We start from the raw sequence: 13,583 nt of genomic DNA, 5'->3' as shown, positions 1-13,583 counted from the left end.
CCACCCCAAGCAGGACATGACCAAATTCGTCTTTGTCACCGGCGGTGTGGTGTCTTCCCTGGGCAAGGGAATCGCCTCTGCCTCCCTCGCCGCGATCCTGGAGTCGCGAGGCCTGAAGGTCACCCTCGTCAAGCTCGACCCCTACATCAACGTCGATCCGGGCACGATGAGCCCGTTTCAGCACGGCGAGGTCTTCGTCACCGACGACGGCGCCGAAACCGACCTGGACCTGGGCCACTACGAGCGTTTCATCGAAACGCGCATGCGCCAGGCGAACAACTTCACCACCGGCCGCATCTACCAGAGCGTGCTCGAAAAGGAGCGCCGCGGCGACTACCTGGGCAAGACGGTGCAGGTGATTCCGCACATCACCAATGAAATCCAGGAATTCATCAAGCGCGGCGCGGGCCTGGACACGAGCGACGCGGTCGACGTGGCAATCTGCGAGATCGGCGGCACCGTGGGCGACATCGAGTCGCTGCCCTTCCTCGAAGCCGCGCGCCAGTTCGCGCTCAAGCTCGGGCCGAACAACACCGCCTTCGTGCACCTGACCTACCTGCCCTGGATCGCGACGGCGGGCGAATTGAAGACCAAGCCCACCCAGCACACGGTGCAGAAGCTGCGCGAGATCGGCATCCAGCCCGACGCGCTCCTGTGCCGCGCGCAGCACGCGGTGCCGACCGAGGAGCGCGAGAAGATTTCGCTCTTCACCAACGTGCCCGAATGGGGCGTGATCAGCATGTGGGACGTGGACACCATCTACAAGGTGCCGCGCATGCTGCACGAGCAGGGCCTGGACGGCCTGATCTGCGACAAGCTGCGCCTGAACACCCGCCCGGCCAGCCTGCAGCGCTGGGACGACCTGGTGCATGAGTGCGAAAACCCGCAGGGCGAAGTGAACGTGGCCATGGTGGGCAAGTACGTGGAGCTGACCGACGCCTACAAGTCGGTGAACGAGGCGCTCAAGCACGCCGGCATGCACAACCACGTGCGCGTGCACATCACCCATCTGGATTCGGAAACCATCAGCGACGCCAACGCCCAGGCTAGGCTGGGGCGGTTCGACGCCATTCTGGTGCCCGGGGGCTTCGGCTCGCGCGGCATCGAGGGCAAGATCTCCACCGCACGCTATGCCCGCGAGCACCGCCTGCCCTACCTGGGCATCTGCCTGGGCATGCAGGTCGCGACCATCGAGTACGCCCGCCACGTGGCGGGCCTTGCCAATGCCAACTCGACCGAGTTCGACCCCGCAACGCCCCACCCGGTCATCGCCCTGATTACCGAGTGGCAGGACCAGGACGGCAGCGTCAAGCAGCGCAACGAGCACTCCGACCTTGGCGGCACCATGCGCCTGGGCGCGCAGTCTTCGGACGTGCAGCCGGGCACGCTCGCGCACCGCATCTACGGCGACGTGGTGACCGAGCGCCACCGCCACCGCTACGAGGCGAATGTGCAGTATCTGGACCGGCTGCGCGCGGCGGGCCTGGTGATCTCCGCGCTGACCCAGCGCGAGCACCTGACCGAAATCGTCGAGTTGTCGCAGGAGACGCATCCCTTTTTCATCGGCGTGCAATTCCACCCGGAATTCAAGTCCGCCCCCTGGAGCGGCCATCCGCTGTTCAACGCCTTCATTGCCGCGGCACTCCAGCACCACGAAGGTGACCCGAAATGAGGCTGTGCGGCTTTGACGTCGGGCTCGAACGCCCCTTCTTCCTGATCGCCGGCCCCTGCGTGGTCGAGAGCGAGCAGCTGCAGCTAGACGTGGCCGGGCAGCTCAGGGAGATCTGCCACGGCCTGAACGTGCCCTTCATCTTCAAGAGCAGCTTCGACAAGGCCAATCGCTCCTCGGGCGACAGCTTTCGCGGGCCGGGCATGGAAAAAGGCCTGGAGATCCTGGCCAAGGTGAAGAAGCAGATCGGCGTGCCGGTGCTCACCGACGTGCACACCGAGGCCGAGGTCGCGCCCGTGGCCGCCGTGGTGGACGTGCTGCAGACGCCCGCCTTCCTGTGCCGCCAGACCGACTTCATCCGCGCCGTGGCGCAATCGGGCAAGCCGGTGAACATCAAGAAGGGCCAGTTCCTCGCACCGCACGACATGAAGAACGTCATCGCCAAGGCCCGCGCCGCCGCGCGCGAAAAGGGGCTGGACGAAGACAGCTTCATGGCCTGCGAACGCGGTGCGAGCTTCGGCTACAACAACCTGGTGAGCGACATGAGGAGTCTTGCCATCCTGCGCGAGACCGAAGCGCCCGTCGTCTTCGACGCCACGCACAGCGTGCAGTTGCCCGGCGGCATGGGCACGAGCAGCGGCGGCCAGCGCGAAATGGTGCCGGTGCTGGCGCGCGCGGCCGTGGCCGTGGGGGTGGCGGGGCTGTTCATGGAAACCCACCCCGACCCGGCGCATGCGCTCTCCGACGGCCCCAACGCCGTGCCGCTCAAGCACATGCGCGCGCTGCTCGAATCGCTCACCGAACTCGACGCGGCCACCAAGCGCCGCCCCTTCCTTGAAAACGACTTTGGAGTCTGAACCATGCCCTGTGGCTACATCATCGCGTCGGTGGACATCACCAACCCCGAGGCCTACGACGTCTACAAGAAGCTCAGCACCGAGGCCATCCGCGTGCACGGCGCCGAGGTGCTGGTGCGCGGCGGCGCGGTGCAGACGCTGGAAGGCGACTGGGACCCGGGGCGCACGGTGGTCCTGAAGTTTCCGAGCGTCGAGGCGGCCAAGACCTACTGGGATTCGCCCGAATACCGCGCCGCGCGTGCGGCCCGCGAAGGCGCCTGCACCATGCGCATGGTCGTCGTGGAAGGCGCTTGATTCATTTTGATAGCTGCTATCGCTTGCCAGTCAAGCGTTTGAGCCACTTTTCGTGCAGACAATACTTGCTCTGCTCTGACACCCATCAAAGGAAGAAGCCATGAGTGCCATCGTTGACATCGTAGGCCGCGAAGTGCTGGACAGCCGCGGCAACCCCACCGTCGAATGCGACGTGCTGCTCGAATCGGGCGTGATGGGACGCGCGGCCGTCCCGAGCGGCGCCTCCACCGGCTCGCGCGAAGCCATCGAGCTGCGAGACGGCGACAAGAGCCGCTACGGCGGCAAGGGCGTGCTCAAGGCGGTGCACCATATCAACACCGAAATCTCCGAAGCGGTGCTGGGGCTGGACGCCTCCGAGCAGGCCTTCCTGGACAAGACCCTGATCGACCTGGACGGCACCGAGAACAAGAACCGCCTGGGTGCCAACGCCCTGCTGGCCGTCTCCATGGCGGTGGCGCGCGCCGCGGCCGAGGAAGCCGGTCTGCCGCTGTACCGCTACTTCGGCGGCATGGGCGGCTGCCAGCTGCCGGTGCCGATGATGAACGTGATCAACGGCGGCGCGCATGCCAACAACGGCCTGGATGTGCAGGAGTTCATGATCATCCCCGTTGGCGCTGAATCTTTTCGCGAAGCCTTGCGCTGGGGCGCCGAGGTGTTTCACGCGCTCAAGAAGATCATCGCGGACAAGGGCCTGAGCACGGCCGTGGGCGACGAAGGCGGCTTTGCCCCGCGCGTGGAAAACCACGAAGCGGCCATCGCTCTCATCCTGCAGGCCATCGAGGCTGCTGGCTATACCGCGGGCGAGCAGATCGCACTGGGCCTGGACTGCGCCTCCAGCGAGTTCTACAAGGACGGGCAATACGTGCTGGAGGGCGAAGGCGGCCTGAAGCTGAGCGCCGAGCAATGGTGCGACATGCTGCGCAGCTGGGCCGACAAGTACCCCATCATCAGCATCGAGGACGGCATGGCCGAAGGCGACTGGGACGGCTGGAAGCTGCTGACCGAGCGCCTGGGCCAGAACCTGCAACTGGTGGGTGACGACCTGTTCGTCACCAACACCAAAATCCTCAAGGAAGGCATAGACAAGCGCGTCGCCAACTCCATCCTGATCAAGATCAACCAGATCGGCACCCTAACGGAAACCTTCGCCGCCATCGAGATGGCCAAGCGCGCGGGCTACACCGCCGTGATCAGCCACCGTTCGGGCGAGACGGAAGACTCCACCATCGCCGACATCGCCGTCGGCCTGAACGCCGGGCAGATCAAGACCGGCAGCCTGAGCCGCAGCGACCGCATCGCCAAGTACAACCAGCTCCTGCGCATCGAGGAAGACCTGGGCGACGTGGCCGAATACCCCGGGCGCGCCGCCTTCTACAACCTGCGCTGAGGCCCAGCCGCCACGCCGCTGCCATGGGTTGAATCTTGGGCTCGCGCACCGTCGCCCTGCTGCTGCTGCTTGTGCTGCTGCTCATCCACGTGCAGCTGTGGAGCGGGCGCGGCAACCTCGGCGAAGTGGCGAGCATGCGCGCCGAGCTGCGTCAGCAGCAGCAGGCCAACGCGCACGCGCGCGCGGCCAATGAACTGCTGCAAGCCGAGGTGCAAGACCTGCGCCAAGGGCTGGAGATCGTCGAGGAAAAGGCACGCAGCGAGCTGGGCATGGTCAAGCCCGGCGAGGTCTACGTCGAGGTCGTGCCCGAGCGCCGCCCGCGTCGCTGAGGGCCGGCGGCGTCGGGAGCCGGCGCGCCAGCAGCGGCGGCTTGGGGCGCAGGCGCCATGCCCTCCCCTTGCTGAAACGCGCGGACAAATGCATCCAGGTGCGCGAGCAAGGCGCGCAGCGCCGCGCTGTTGTGGCGCCGCTGCATGTAGGCGGCGTGCAGCCAGACATTGGACGGTGAAAAGTCCGCGAGCAGCCCTTCGAGCTCGCCGCTGTCGAGCCAGCGCGCGAGCGACCGGCGCGGCGCCCACATCACGCCCAGGCCCTGCAGCGCCAGCGGGATCAGCGCCGACTGCAGGCTGGCATGCACGCGCGGCTGCAGGTTCAGCTCCAGCGGCGCGCCGTTGACCTCGAACATCCAGTGCACCACGCGCCCGTTCGGGCCATGGCCCAGCTGGGCATGCGTGAGCAGGTCGCGCGGCTCCCTGGGGCGGCCGTGCCGGCTCCAGTACGCAGGGGTGGCAGCCGCGACGTAATCCAGCGGCAAGAGACGGCGCACGATCAGCGCCGCGTCCCGGATGGGGCCAACGCGAAAGGCCAGGTCCACACCTTCGTCGGCCAGGTCGATGACGCGGTCGGTCACATGCATGTCCAGCTCGACGTCGGGGTGGCGCTGCAGAAAGTCCCCCAGCATCGCCGGCAGGTCGGAGTCCACCAGGCCATAGGGCAGCGCGAGCGCCAACCGGCCGCTGGGGCGGGTGGCGCGCTCGTGCAGCTCGCCGGTGGTCAGATCGATCAGCTCCAGCAGCGCGCTGCTACGCTCGAACAGCAGCTGGCCCGCGTCGGTGAGCGACACCTTGCGCGTGGTGCGGTTGAACAGCCGCAAGCCAAAACGCTCTTCCAGCCGCGCCACCGCCTTGCTCACGCTGGCGGGCGAGACCCCTTGCGCGGCCGCCGTGGCCGAGAAGCTGCCCCGACGCGCTACCTCGCGGAAAATCTGTATCAGGTCCAGGGAGTCCATGGCTGCATTGTTTCCTCGCAGGAAACAATGTAATGCATGCGTCGGCCTCGCCTTGCCCTGCGCGTCCGCAGGCAGGGGGCATCCCGGTGGCAGGCCGCAGCGCCGACACCCAAGGGCGCCCGCATGCGCCTGTTGCGCTGCGTGCGGCGGCGCAAGCCATGGGGCCGTTTCCACCGGTGGCTGGCACCTGGCGCCAAAATGGCATGGCACCCACGCAGAGGCGCTGAAAAGCGTTTAATCTGTCACCATTTGACACACGGCCCCGGCGGCATTGCACACAAGGCAGTGCCGCCGCATTTTTCCGGAGCAAGGACCATGAATCTGTCTCGGTGGAAAGTTCGCACGCGTCTGACCGTTGGCTTCGGGGCGGTCTGCCTGTTGCTGCTCGTCTGCATCGCCACGGGGGTGCTGGCCTTGCGCAGCACCACCCGTAGCCTGGACGGCGTGGTCGGCGAGGCCATGCCCACGATCTCGGCCTCCAACCAGTTGCTCACCGAAACCAACACCATCGCGATCGCGCTGCGCAACATCATGATCAGCACCAACAAGGAAGACCGCGAGGCCCAGATCCAGCTGATCGGGCAGGCCCGCGGCGACACCGACACCTGGTTGCGCCAGCTCGAGCAGGTCATGCGCACGGACCAGGAGCGCGCGCTGCTGGACCAGGTCAAGGCGCAGCGCACGGCCTACTTCAACGGCGAGCAGGCGCTGCGCGACCTGGTCTTCAACGACACCGCGGCGGCGGCGCGCAATTACCTCAACGACGACCTGCGTCCCGTTCTTGCCGCCTACAAGAGCGCCATCCAGGCGGTGATCGGCGCCGAGACCGGCGCCGCCACCGACCAGGGCCAGCGCGCCCGGTCCGGGGCGGCCAGCGCCGTCTACCTGCTGCTGGTTCTGGGCGCGGCCGCGCTGGCAGTGGCCCTGACGCTCGGTTGGCTGATCATGCGCAGCCTGCTGCGCGAGCTCGGTGGCGAGCCGGCCGTGGCGGCGCAATTGGCCACCGCCGTGGCGCAGGGCGATTTCACCCGCGACATGGCGGTGCGCACGGGCGACAGCAACAGCCTCATCGCGCAGCTTGCAGCCATGAAGGACAGGCTGGCGGCAGTGGTTGGCCAGGTGCGCAGCACCTCGGACGGTGTGGCCGTGGCCGCCAGCGAGATCGCCCAGGGCAACCAGGACCTGTCGGCGCGCACCGAAAGCCAGGCCAGCGCGCTGGAACAGACGGCGGCATCGATGGAAGAGCTGGGCGCCACCGTGCGCCAGAACGCCGACAGCGCCAGCCAGGCCAACCAGCTGGCGCGCAATGCCTCGGAAGTGGCGGTGCGCGGGGGCGGCGCCGTGGACCAGATGGTGCAGACCATGAAGGGCATCCACGAAAGCTCCACGCGCATTGCCGACATCATCGGCGTGATCGACGGCATTGCCTTCCAGACCAACATCCTCGCGCTCAACGCCGCGGTCGAAGCGGCGCGCGCCGGCGAGCAGGGCCGCGGCTTTGCCGTGGTGGCCGGCGAGGTGCGCTCGCTGGCCGGGCGCTCGGCCGAGGCGGCCAAGGAGATCAAGCACCTGATCCAGGAAAGCGTGGAACGCGTGGACCAGGGCAGCCGCCTGGCCGACCAGGCCGGCGCCACCATGAGCGAGGTGGTGCAAAGCATCCAGCGCGTCACCGACATCGTGGCCGAGATCAGCGCCGCCAGTACCGAGCAGGCCGGCGGCGTGGCCCAGGTGGGCGAAGCGGTCACGCAGATGGACCAGGCCACGCAGCAAAACGCCGCACTGGTCGAGCAGATGGCCGCGGCCGCCGCCAGCCTGCGCGGCCAGGCGCAGCAGCTGGTGCAGGCGGTGTCGGTGTTCAAGCTGGCCGCGGGCGCCGAGGCCCGGCCCGCACCGACCCGGGACCCGGCGCCCGCGCCGGCGCACGCACCGCAGACGGCGGCCCCGACCGGCCCGCGCAAGCAGGTAGCTGCTGCCAGGGCCGGCGGCGCACCGCGCCTGGCGCACGCTGCAGCGCCCGCAAGGGCCGCAGCCGATGGCGGCGAAGAAGAGTGGGAGTCGTTCTGACGCGCCCGCGCCGCGGCTACTGCACGCGCGAGGGCGGGGGCGGCTGCTTGCCGGCCGCGGTAAAGAGCTGCTGCGCGTCGATGGCGTCAAAGCGGTATTGACGCCCGCAGTATTCGCAGCCCACCTCGACCTCGCCACGTTCCTGCACGATGGAGCTCACCTCGTCCTCGCCCAGGCCGCGCAGCATCTCGGCCACGCGTTCGCGCGAGCAGGTGCAGGCAAAGCGCGGCCCCTCAGCCCCGGTCAGCGGCGCAAAGCCCATCAGCCGCTCCTGCCAGAACAGGCGGCGCAGCACCTCGGCGGGCGCCAGCGTCAGCAGTTCTTCGCGACTCAGGCTGGCCGCCAGCGTCGCGATGCGTTCAAAGTCCAGGTCGGGCGGCAGCTCGCCCTCGCCCAGGTTGCCTTCGCCGCTCAAGGGCATGCGCTGCACCAGCAGGCCTGCCGCCACCTCCTGGTTGGCGGCCAGCACCAGCACCGTGGGCAGTTGCTCGGAGCGCTGCATGTAGTGCTGCAGCCCCTGGCCCAGGTCGGCAAAGGCCTGCCCTGCATCGTCGGCCAGCGCGACGATGCCCTGGTAGGGCTGCTGCCCGGGCGTGCGCTGGCGCGGGTCCAGCGTGATCGCGCAGCGCCCCGCGCCGCCGCCATTGACCAGCTCGGCAAGCGGCGCATCCTCGGCCACCGGCGCGGTGACCGATGCGGTGGCGCGCAGCTGCAGGCTGCTGTCCACCTGCGCCACCGCCAGGCGTACCGGGCCGTCGCCGGCGATCTGCAGGATGAGCGTGCCGTCGTATTTGACGTGCGCATGCATCAGCACGGCGCCGGCCAGCATCTCGCCCAGCAGCCGCGCGACGGCGGCAGGATAGGCGCCGGTCTCGGTATTGGCCGCGCGGCGCGCAAGCAGCTCGCGCCAGGCATCGTCCAGGCGCACGATGGCGCCGCGCACCGGCAGGCCGTCAAAGAGGAAGCGTTGGAGTTCCGACACCGGGCGCGGCTCAGTCCAGGCGCTTGAGGCCGGCGCGAAAGCGCCGCACATTGTCCTGGTAGTGGCGCGCGCTCCAGCGCAGGCCCTCGATCTGCTCGACACTGAGCGTGCGCACCACCCGCGCGGGCGAGCCGATGATCATCGAGCCGTCGGGAAACTCCTTGCCTTCGGTCACCAGCGCGCCTGCGCCCACCAGGCAGTTCTTGCCTATCCTGGCGCCGTTGAGCACCACGGCGCCTATGCCGATCAGCGACTCGTCGCCTATGGTGCAGCCGTGCAGCATCACCATGTGGCCTATGGTCACGTCGCGGCCTATGGTCAGCGGCATGCCCTCGTCGGCATGCAGCACGCTCGCGTCCTGCACGTTGCTGCCCGCGCCCACGGTGATGTGGGCGGTATCGCCGCGCACCACCGCGCCGAACCAGATGCTGCTGCCCTCTTCCAGCGTCACCGCGCCCATGACCTGGGCGCTGTCGGCCACCCAGCTCGTTGCCGCCACCTGGGGCGCCAGACCGTCGAGTGCATAGATCGCCATCGGGCCCACCTTCCTGAAACGCTGAAAACTACAATTGTAGGGATGGAGCTGCGCACCCGTGCCCTGCATCTGCTGGGCCTGACCGATATAGAAGAAAAACCGGCGCTAACGCTTGCCCTGCAAGCGCAAGCAGCTACTCTTGAGATAGCAACCGAGGCGCTGCTTGCCGAGCCGGCGGGCCTGCCCGGCCACCCCGGGCGCCCGGCCCTGGTGGCGCATGCCGCGCTCACGCGCCGCTCGCCCGCCACCGCCCGGGGGCGCGCGGCGCTGGTCCATGCGATCTGCCACATCGAGTTCAATGCGATCAACCTCGCACTCGATGCCATCTGGCGCTTTGCCGGCATGCCGCGCGCCTACTACCTGGACTGGCTGCGCATCGCCGCCGAGGAGGCGCGCCACTTCAAGCTGCTGCGCCAGCACCTGCGCGAACACCTGGGGCACGACTATGGCGACTTTGCCGCGCACCAGGGTCTGTGGAGCATGTGCGAGAAGACCGCCGGCGACGTCGTCGCGCGCATGGCCCTGGTGCCGCGCACGCTGGAGGCGCGCGGGCTGGACGCGACACCGCAGATCCAGCACAAGCTGCGCCGGGTGGGCACGACCGACGCGCTCGCGGCCTGCGACATCCTGGACTTGATCCTGCGCGAGGAAATCGGCCACGTCGCCATCGGCAACCACTGGTACCACTGGCTGTGCCGGCGCGACGGCCTGCAGCCCCTGGCCCACTACGCGCAGCTCGCCGCACGCCACGGGGCGCCGCATCCCAGGCCACCGCTGAACCTGGCGGCCCGCCAGGCTGCGGGCTTCAGCGACGAAGAGCTGCGCTGGCTGAGCCAGCCCCCAGACTGAGACCGCGCCTTGCCTACAATGGCCCGCAAGCAAGCCATGCGCGCTCACCCCGGGAAACGACAGCGTTTATGACCGACACCTCCGCAAGCACCAACGCGAGCCACGGCGCCCTGAGCGGGGCGATGATCGCGCGCCAGGCGATCATGAACGGCAGGCAGACCGTCGTGGGCTACGAGCTGCTGGACCGCTCGCACGGCCGCAGCGACCACACCGCGGCAAGCGACGTGCTGGTGATGTTCGCCGCCCTCTCGCACGCCGGCGCCGAAGAGCTGGTGGGCAAGACGCTGCTGTTCGTCAACTGCACGCACGAGAGCCTCTCCGGCGGGCACCTGGAGCTGGTCAACCCGGAAAAGATCGTGCTTGAAATTCCGGCGCTCGGCCTGGCCGCGACCGACGAGGTGCAGGCGCGCCAGCCGCTGCTCGCCGCGCTGCGCGAGCGCGGCTTTCACCTGGCCTTCAACCAGACGGTGCTGGAATCGACGTATGCGCCCTGGCTGCCGCTGGCGGACTTCATCAAGCTCGACCTGTCGGTGCTGCCCGCCGACCAGGCGACGGTGCTGATCAACTACGCGCAGCGCTCGAGCAAGGCCGAGCTGATCGCCGAAAAAATCGAGACCGCCCAGCAGTACGACATGGTCTCCTCGCTCGGCGTGGAGCTGTTTCAGGGCTACTGGTTCGCGCGCCCGGCGCTGGTGCAGACCAAGCTGCTCAGTCCGCAGCAGGCGCACATCGTGGACCTGCTCAACCTGGTGCGCCGCCAGGCCAGCACCGACGAGATCGAGGAAGTGCTCAAGAAGGACGCGGGCCTGGCCTTCAACCTCATGCGCCTGATCAATTCGGCCGGGCTGGGGCTGCACCACGAGGTCAGCTCGTTTCGCCAGGCGGTGATGCTGCTCGGACTCAAGAAGCTGTTTCGCTGGGCCGCGCTCTTGCTCACCGCCGCGCGCCACGGCGGGCCACCGCCGGCCGTGGGGCAGACCGCGGTGGTGCGCGGGCGCTTCATGGAGCTGCTGGCGCGCGAATTCCTGGACGCCGAGCAGGCCGACGAGGCCTTCCTCGTGGGCATGTTCTCGATGCTCGACCAGATGCTGGGCATGCCGCTGGACAAGGCGCTGCAGCTGCTCGGTCTGCCCGGCACCATCGTCAACCAGATCGAGCACCACGAAGGGCGTCTGGGCCAGCTGCTGCTGCTGGTGCGCGCCTGCGAGACCAACGACGACTCCGACTTCTACAGCGCACTGCAAAATACCCCGCTGACCAGCCAGCAAGTGAACATGGCCCATCTGCAGGCGCTGGCCTGGTCCGACCAGATGTGCGAGCTGTGACTTGCCGCGTCGTCCCACAGGTTTTTCCATGACTGAATCTGCCGCAAGCACCGCCGCCCCGCAGGCGGACAACTCCATCGTCATCGCCCGCCAGGCCATCCTGGACACCCAGCGCGCCGTCTTCGGCTACGAGCTGTTCGACCGCAGCACCGGCGTGCACGAGCACACCGCCGCCACCGACGCGGCGGTGCTGTTCAACGCGCTGTCCTACGCCGGTTCGGAAAACCTCATAGGGCGCAACACCGTCTTCATCAACTGCACGCACGACAGCCTGGTGGGCGCGCACCTGGAGCTGATCCATCCGCAGAAGGTGGTGCTGGAGGTGCCGGTACTCGGCCCGCAGGCCAGCAGCGACGAGATCGAGAGCAAGGTCGGCGTGCTGCAGGCGCTCAAGGAGCGCGGCTTTCGCATCGCGCTGGACCAGAACGCGCTGCGCAAGGCCTACACCACCTGGCTGCCGCTGGCGAACTTCATCAAGCTGGATATGCTGGCCTTCAAGCCCGAACTGTCCGAGCCGCTGGTGAAGTTCGCGCGCGCCTCCTGCCCCAAGGCCACGCTGGTGGCCGAGAAGGTGGAAACCCCCGAGCAGTACGAACGCATGGCTGCCCTGGGCGTGACGCTGTTCCAGGGCTACTGGTTCGCCAAGCCCACCGAGGTCAAGGCCAGGACGCTGCGGCCCTCGCAGGCGGTGATCCTGCAGCTCATCAACCTGGTGCGCAAGCAGGCCGAGATCGACGAGATCGAGCAGCTGCTCAAGAAAGACCCGACGCTGTCCTTCAACCTGCTGCGCTTCATCAACTCATCGGGCTTCGGGCTGTCGATGGAGATCACCTCGTTTCGCCACGCGGTGATGATCCTGGGCCTGAAGAAGCTGTTTCGCTGGGCCGCGCTGCTGCTGACCACCTCGCGCAACACCGGCACGCCGCTGGCGGTGGGCCAGACCGCGGTGGTGCGCGGGCGCCTGATGGAGCTGCTCGCCGCCGAGATGCTGCCGCCCGAGGAGGCCGACAACGCCTTCGTCGTCGGCGTGTTCTCGCTGCTGGACGTGATGCTCGGCGTGCCGCTGGAGCGGGCGCTGGAGAGCGTTTCGCTGCCCGAGTCGGTGGTCGATGCGCTGCTGCACCACAAGGGCGTGTTCGCGCCCTTCCTGGAGCTCACGCGCGCCTGCGAATCGGGCGACGACGAGGCCTTCGCGCGCGCCGCCAGCCAGCTGCACATGTCGGGCCACCAGATCAACATGGCGCACATGCAGGCGCTGACCTGGGCCGACGACCTGCTCGCGGGCAACGCCTGAGCCCGCGCCGGCTTCAGCCGCGCGGGTGATGGCGCGCGTGCAGCTGCTTGAGGCGCTCGCGCGCCACGTGGGTGTAGATCGTCGTGGTCGAGATGTCCGCATGCCCGAGCAGCATCTGCACCACGCGCAGGTCGGCCCCGTGGTTGAGCAGATGGGTGGCGAAGGCGTGGCGCAGCGTGTGTGGCGACAGCGGCGCGGTGATGCCGGCGCGGGCCGCATGCTTCCTGACCAGCACCCAGAACATCACGCGCGTCATCGCGCCGCCGCGGCGCGTGACGAACAGGTCCTGGGTCTGCTGCCCGGCGAGGATGTCCGCGCGCGCCTCGGCCAGGTATTTCCGCAGCCAGTCGCCGGCCACCTCGCCCAGGGGGACCAGCCGCTCCTTGCTGCCCTTGCCCAGCACCCGCACCACCCCTTCGGTGAGCCCGAGCTGGAAGACCTTCAGGCCCACCAGTTCGCTCACGCGCAGGCCGCTGGCGTACATCAGCTCGAGCATGGCGCGGTCGCGCAAGCCCAGCGCCGTGGCGGTGTCGGGCGCGGCCAGCAGCGCCTCCACCTGCGCCTGGCTGAGCGTGCCCGGCAGGCGCGGCGGCTGGCGCGCGGTCAGCAGGCGCAGCGTCGGGTCGACCGCCACCATGCCCTGCTGGCGCGCCCAGTGGTAGAAGCGGCGAAACACCGTGAGGCGCCGGTTGGCCGTGGTTGCGCGCGTGTGGCCGTGGCGCGCGGCGAAGTAGCCGTTGAGCTGGGCCTCCGTGGCCTGCAGCAGGCCGCTGCCTTCGCCCTGCAGCCAGGCGGCCAGCGCGCGCAGGTCGCGCCGGTAGGCCTGCAACGTGTTGGCTGCCAGGCCGTCCTGCAGCCACAGCGCGTCGGCAAAGCCATCCACCAGCTGTTTCTGTGCGTCGTCGGGCTGCAAGGTCGGCGGGCTGGGCATCGCGTATCGCCCGGGTTTCGGGGGAAATCCCTAGGAAGTTCCTGAAGTCGGCGGCGGCAAAACGCCGCTCTTGCGCTATTCTGCCCCCTCTCGTGTCACACAAAGGAG

Annotated in this window: 13 protein-coding genes; 9 read left to right on the top strand and 4 right to left on the bottom strand. The window is 68.4% G+C overall.

The genetic code is table 11. The annotated features are described in order from the left end of the window. Nucleotides 1-16: 16 nt before the first annotated feature. From pyrG to ftsB, 5 genes are all read left to right on the top strand, one after another. Nucleotides 17-1,672: a CTP synthase gene (gene pyrG / locus FOZ74_RS12435; RefSeq protein ID WP_146913365.1), complete on the top strand. Its 1,656-nt coding sequence runs from the start codon at nt 17-19 to the stop codon at nt 1,670-1,672. Continuing rightward, nucleotides 1,669-2,526 (top strand): 3-deoxy-8-phosphooctulonate synthase, encoded by an 858-nt coding sequence (kdsA, locus tag FOZ74_RS12430; RefSeq protein ID WP_146913364.1) that lies wholly within the window; start codon nt 1,669-1,671, stop codon nt 2,524-2,526. The genes pyrG and kdsA overlap by 4 nt, the downstream gene beginning before the upstream one ends. Nucleotides 2,527-2,529: 3 nt before the next feature. Beyond that, on the top strand, nt 2,530-2,820 hold the full coding sequence (locus FOZ74_RS12425) for a DUF1330 domain-containing protein (protein ID WP_146913363.1): 291 nt from the start codon (nt 2,530-2,532) through the stop codon (nt 2,818-2,820). Nucleotides 2,821-2,920: 100 nt separating this feature from the next. Continuing rightward, on the top strand, nt 2,921-4,207 hold the full coding sequence (gene eno / locus FOZ74_RS12420; protein ID WP_146913362.1) for a phosphopyruvate hydratase: 1,287 nt from the start codon (nt 2,921-2,923) through the stop codon (nt 4,205-4,207). A 35-nt stretch (nt 4,208-4,242) separates the two neighbouring features. Beyond that, nucleotides 4,243-4,536, top strand: coding sequence for a cell division protein FtsB (ftsB, locus tag FOZ74_RS12415; RefSeq protein ID WP_146913361.1), 294 nt, complete (start codon nt 4,243-4,245; stop codon nt 4,534-4,536). Here ftsB and FOZ74_RS12410 read toward each other — a convergent pair. Continuing rightward, a complete protein-coding gene (locus tag FOZ74_RS12410) occupies nt 4,497-5,495 on the bottom strand; it encodes a LysR family transcriptional regulator (RefSeq protein WP_146913360.1) in 999 nt (332 codons plus the stop codon). The two genes, ftsB and FOZ74_RS12410, sit on opposite strands and share 40 nt — an antisense overlap. Before the next feature lie 315 nt (nt 5,496-5,810). On the opposite strand from FOZ74_RS12410, the gene FOZ74_RS16480 reads away from it, so the two are divergent. Further along, entirely contained in the window at nt 5,811-7,559 is a 1,749-nt protein-coding gene (locus FOZ74_RS16480; protein WP_146913359.1) for a methyl-accepting chemotaxis protein, read from the top strand. A gap of 16 nt (nt 7,560-7,575) precedes the next feature. On the opposite strand, the gene hslO is transcribed toward FOZ74_RS16480, so the two are convergent. Both hslO and FOZ74_RS12395 read right to left on the bottom strand, forming a co-directional pair. Further along, entirely contained in the window at nt 7,576-8,541 is a 966-nt protein-coding gene (gene hslO / locus FOZ74_RS12400; RefSeq protein ID WP_146913358.1) for an Hsp33 family molecular chaperone HslO, read from the bottom strand. 10 nt (nt 8,542-8,551) lie between these two features. After that, entirely contained in the window at nt 8,552-9,076 is a 525-nt protein-coding gene (locus tag FOZ74_RS12395) for a gamma carbonic anhydrase family protein (RefSeq protein ID WP_146913357.1), read from the bottom strand. 42 nt (nt 9,077-9,118) lie between these two features. On the opposite strand from FOZ74_RS12395, the gene FOZ74_RS12390 reads away from it, so the two are divergent. The 3 genes from FOZ74_RS12390 (at nt 9,119) to FOZ74_RS12380 (ending at nt 12,544) form a co-directional block, all read left to right on the top strand. Beyond that, nucleotides 9,119-9,925, top strand: a complete 807-nt coding sequence (locus FOZ74_RS12390) for a ferritin-like domain-containing protein (RefSeq protein WP_146913356.1) — start codon at nt 9,119-9,121, stop codon at nt 9,923-9,925. Nucleotides 9,926-9,993: 68 nt separating this feature from the next. Next, nucleotides 9,994-11,250, top strand: a complete 1,257-nt coding sequence (locus tag FOZ74_RS12385) for an EAL and HDOD domain-containing protein (RefSeq protein ID WP_146913355.1) — start codon at nt 9,994-9,996, stop codon at nt 11,248-11,250. 28 nt (nt 11,251-11,278) lie between these two features. Then, entirely contained in the window at nt 11,279-12,544 is a 1,266-nt protein-coding gene (locus FOZ74_RS12380) for an EAL and HDOD domain-containing protein (RefSeq protein ID WP_146913354.1), read from the top strand. Nucleotides 12,545-12,557: 13 nt separating this feature from the next. Here the strand turns inward: FOZ74_RS12380 and xerD are convergent, their stop codons facing one another. Then, nucleotides 12,558-13,475, bottom strand: a complete 918-nt coding sequence (gene xerD, locus FOZ74_RS12375) for a site-specific tyrosine recombinase XerD (RefSeq protein WP_146913353.1) — start codon at nt 13,473-13,475, stop codon at nt 12,558-12,560. Nucleotides 13,476-13,583 lie beyond the last annotated feature (108 nt).

This window comes from Comamonas flocculans, assembly GCF_007954405.1.
In the GTDB taxonomy this organism is placed as follows: Bacteria; Pseudomonadota; Gammaproteobacteria; order Burkholderiales; family Burkholderiaceae_C; genus Comamonas_C; species Comamonas_C flocculans.
The sequence above is the reverse complement of the archived record's forward strand: the minus strand, read 5'-3'. Positions and strand labels throughout refer to the sequence as shown.

Coding starts and splice junctions, on each gene's coding strand:
- pyrG (WP_146913365.1), top strand. CDS start 17: ATGACCAAATTCGTCTTTGTCACCGGCGGTGTGGTGTCTTCCCTGGGC.
- kdsA (WP_146913364.1), top strand. CDS start 1,669: ATGAGGCTGTGCGGCTTTGACGTCGGGCTCGAACGCCCCTTCTTCCTG.
- FOZ74_RS12425 (WP_146913363.1), top strand. CDS start 2,530: ATGCCCTGTGGCTACATCATCGCGTCGGTGGACATCACCAACCCCGAG.
- eno (WP_146913362.1), top strand. CDS start 2,921: ATGAGTGCCATCGTTGACATCGTAGGCCGCGAAGTGCTGGACAGCCGC.
- FOZ74_RS12410 (WP_146913360.1), bottom strand. CDS start 5,495: ATGGACTCCCTGGACCTGATACAGATTTTCCGCGAGGTAGCGCGTCGG.
- FOZ74_RS16480 (WP_146913359.1), top strand. CDS start 5,811: ATGAATCTGTCTCGGTGGAAAGTTCGCACGCGTCTGACCGTTGGCTTC.
- FOZ74_RS12395 (WP_146913357.1), bottom strand. CDS start 9,076: ATGGCGATCTATGCACTCGACGGTCTGGCGCCCCAGGTGGCGGCAACG.
- FOZ74_RS12390 (WP_146913356.1), top strand. CDS start 9,119: ATGGAGCTGCGCACCCGTGCCCTGCATCTGCTGGGCCTGACCGATATA.
- FOZ74_RS12385 (WP_146913355.1), top strand. CDS start 9,994: ATGACCGACACCTCCGCAAGCACCAACGCGAGCCACGGCGCCCTGAGC.
- FOZ74_RS12380 (WP_146913354.1), top strand. CDS start 11,279: ATGACTGAATCTGCCGCAAGCACCGCCGCCCCGCAGGCGGACAACTCC.
- xerD (WP_146913353.1), bottom strand. CDS start 13,475: ATGCCCAGCCCGCCGACCTTGCAGCCCGACGACGCACAGAAACAGCTG.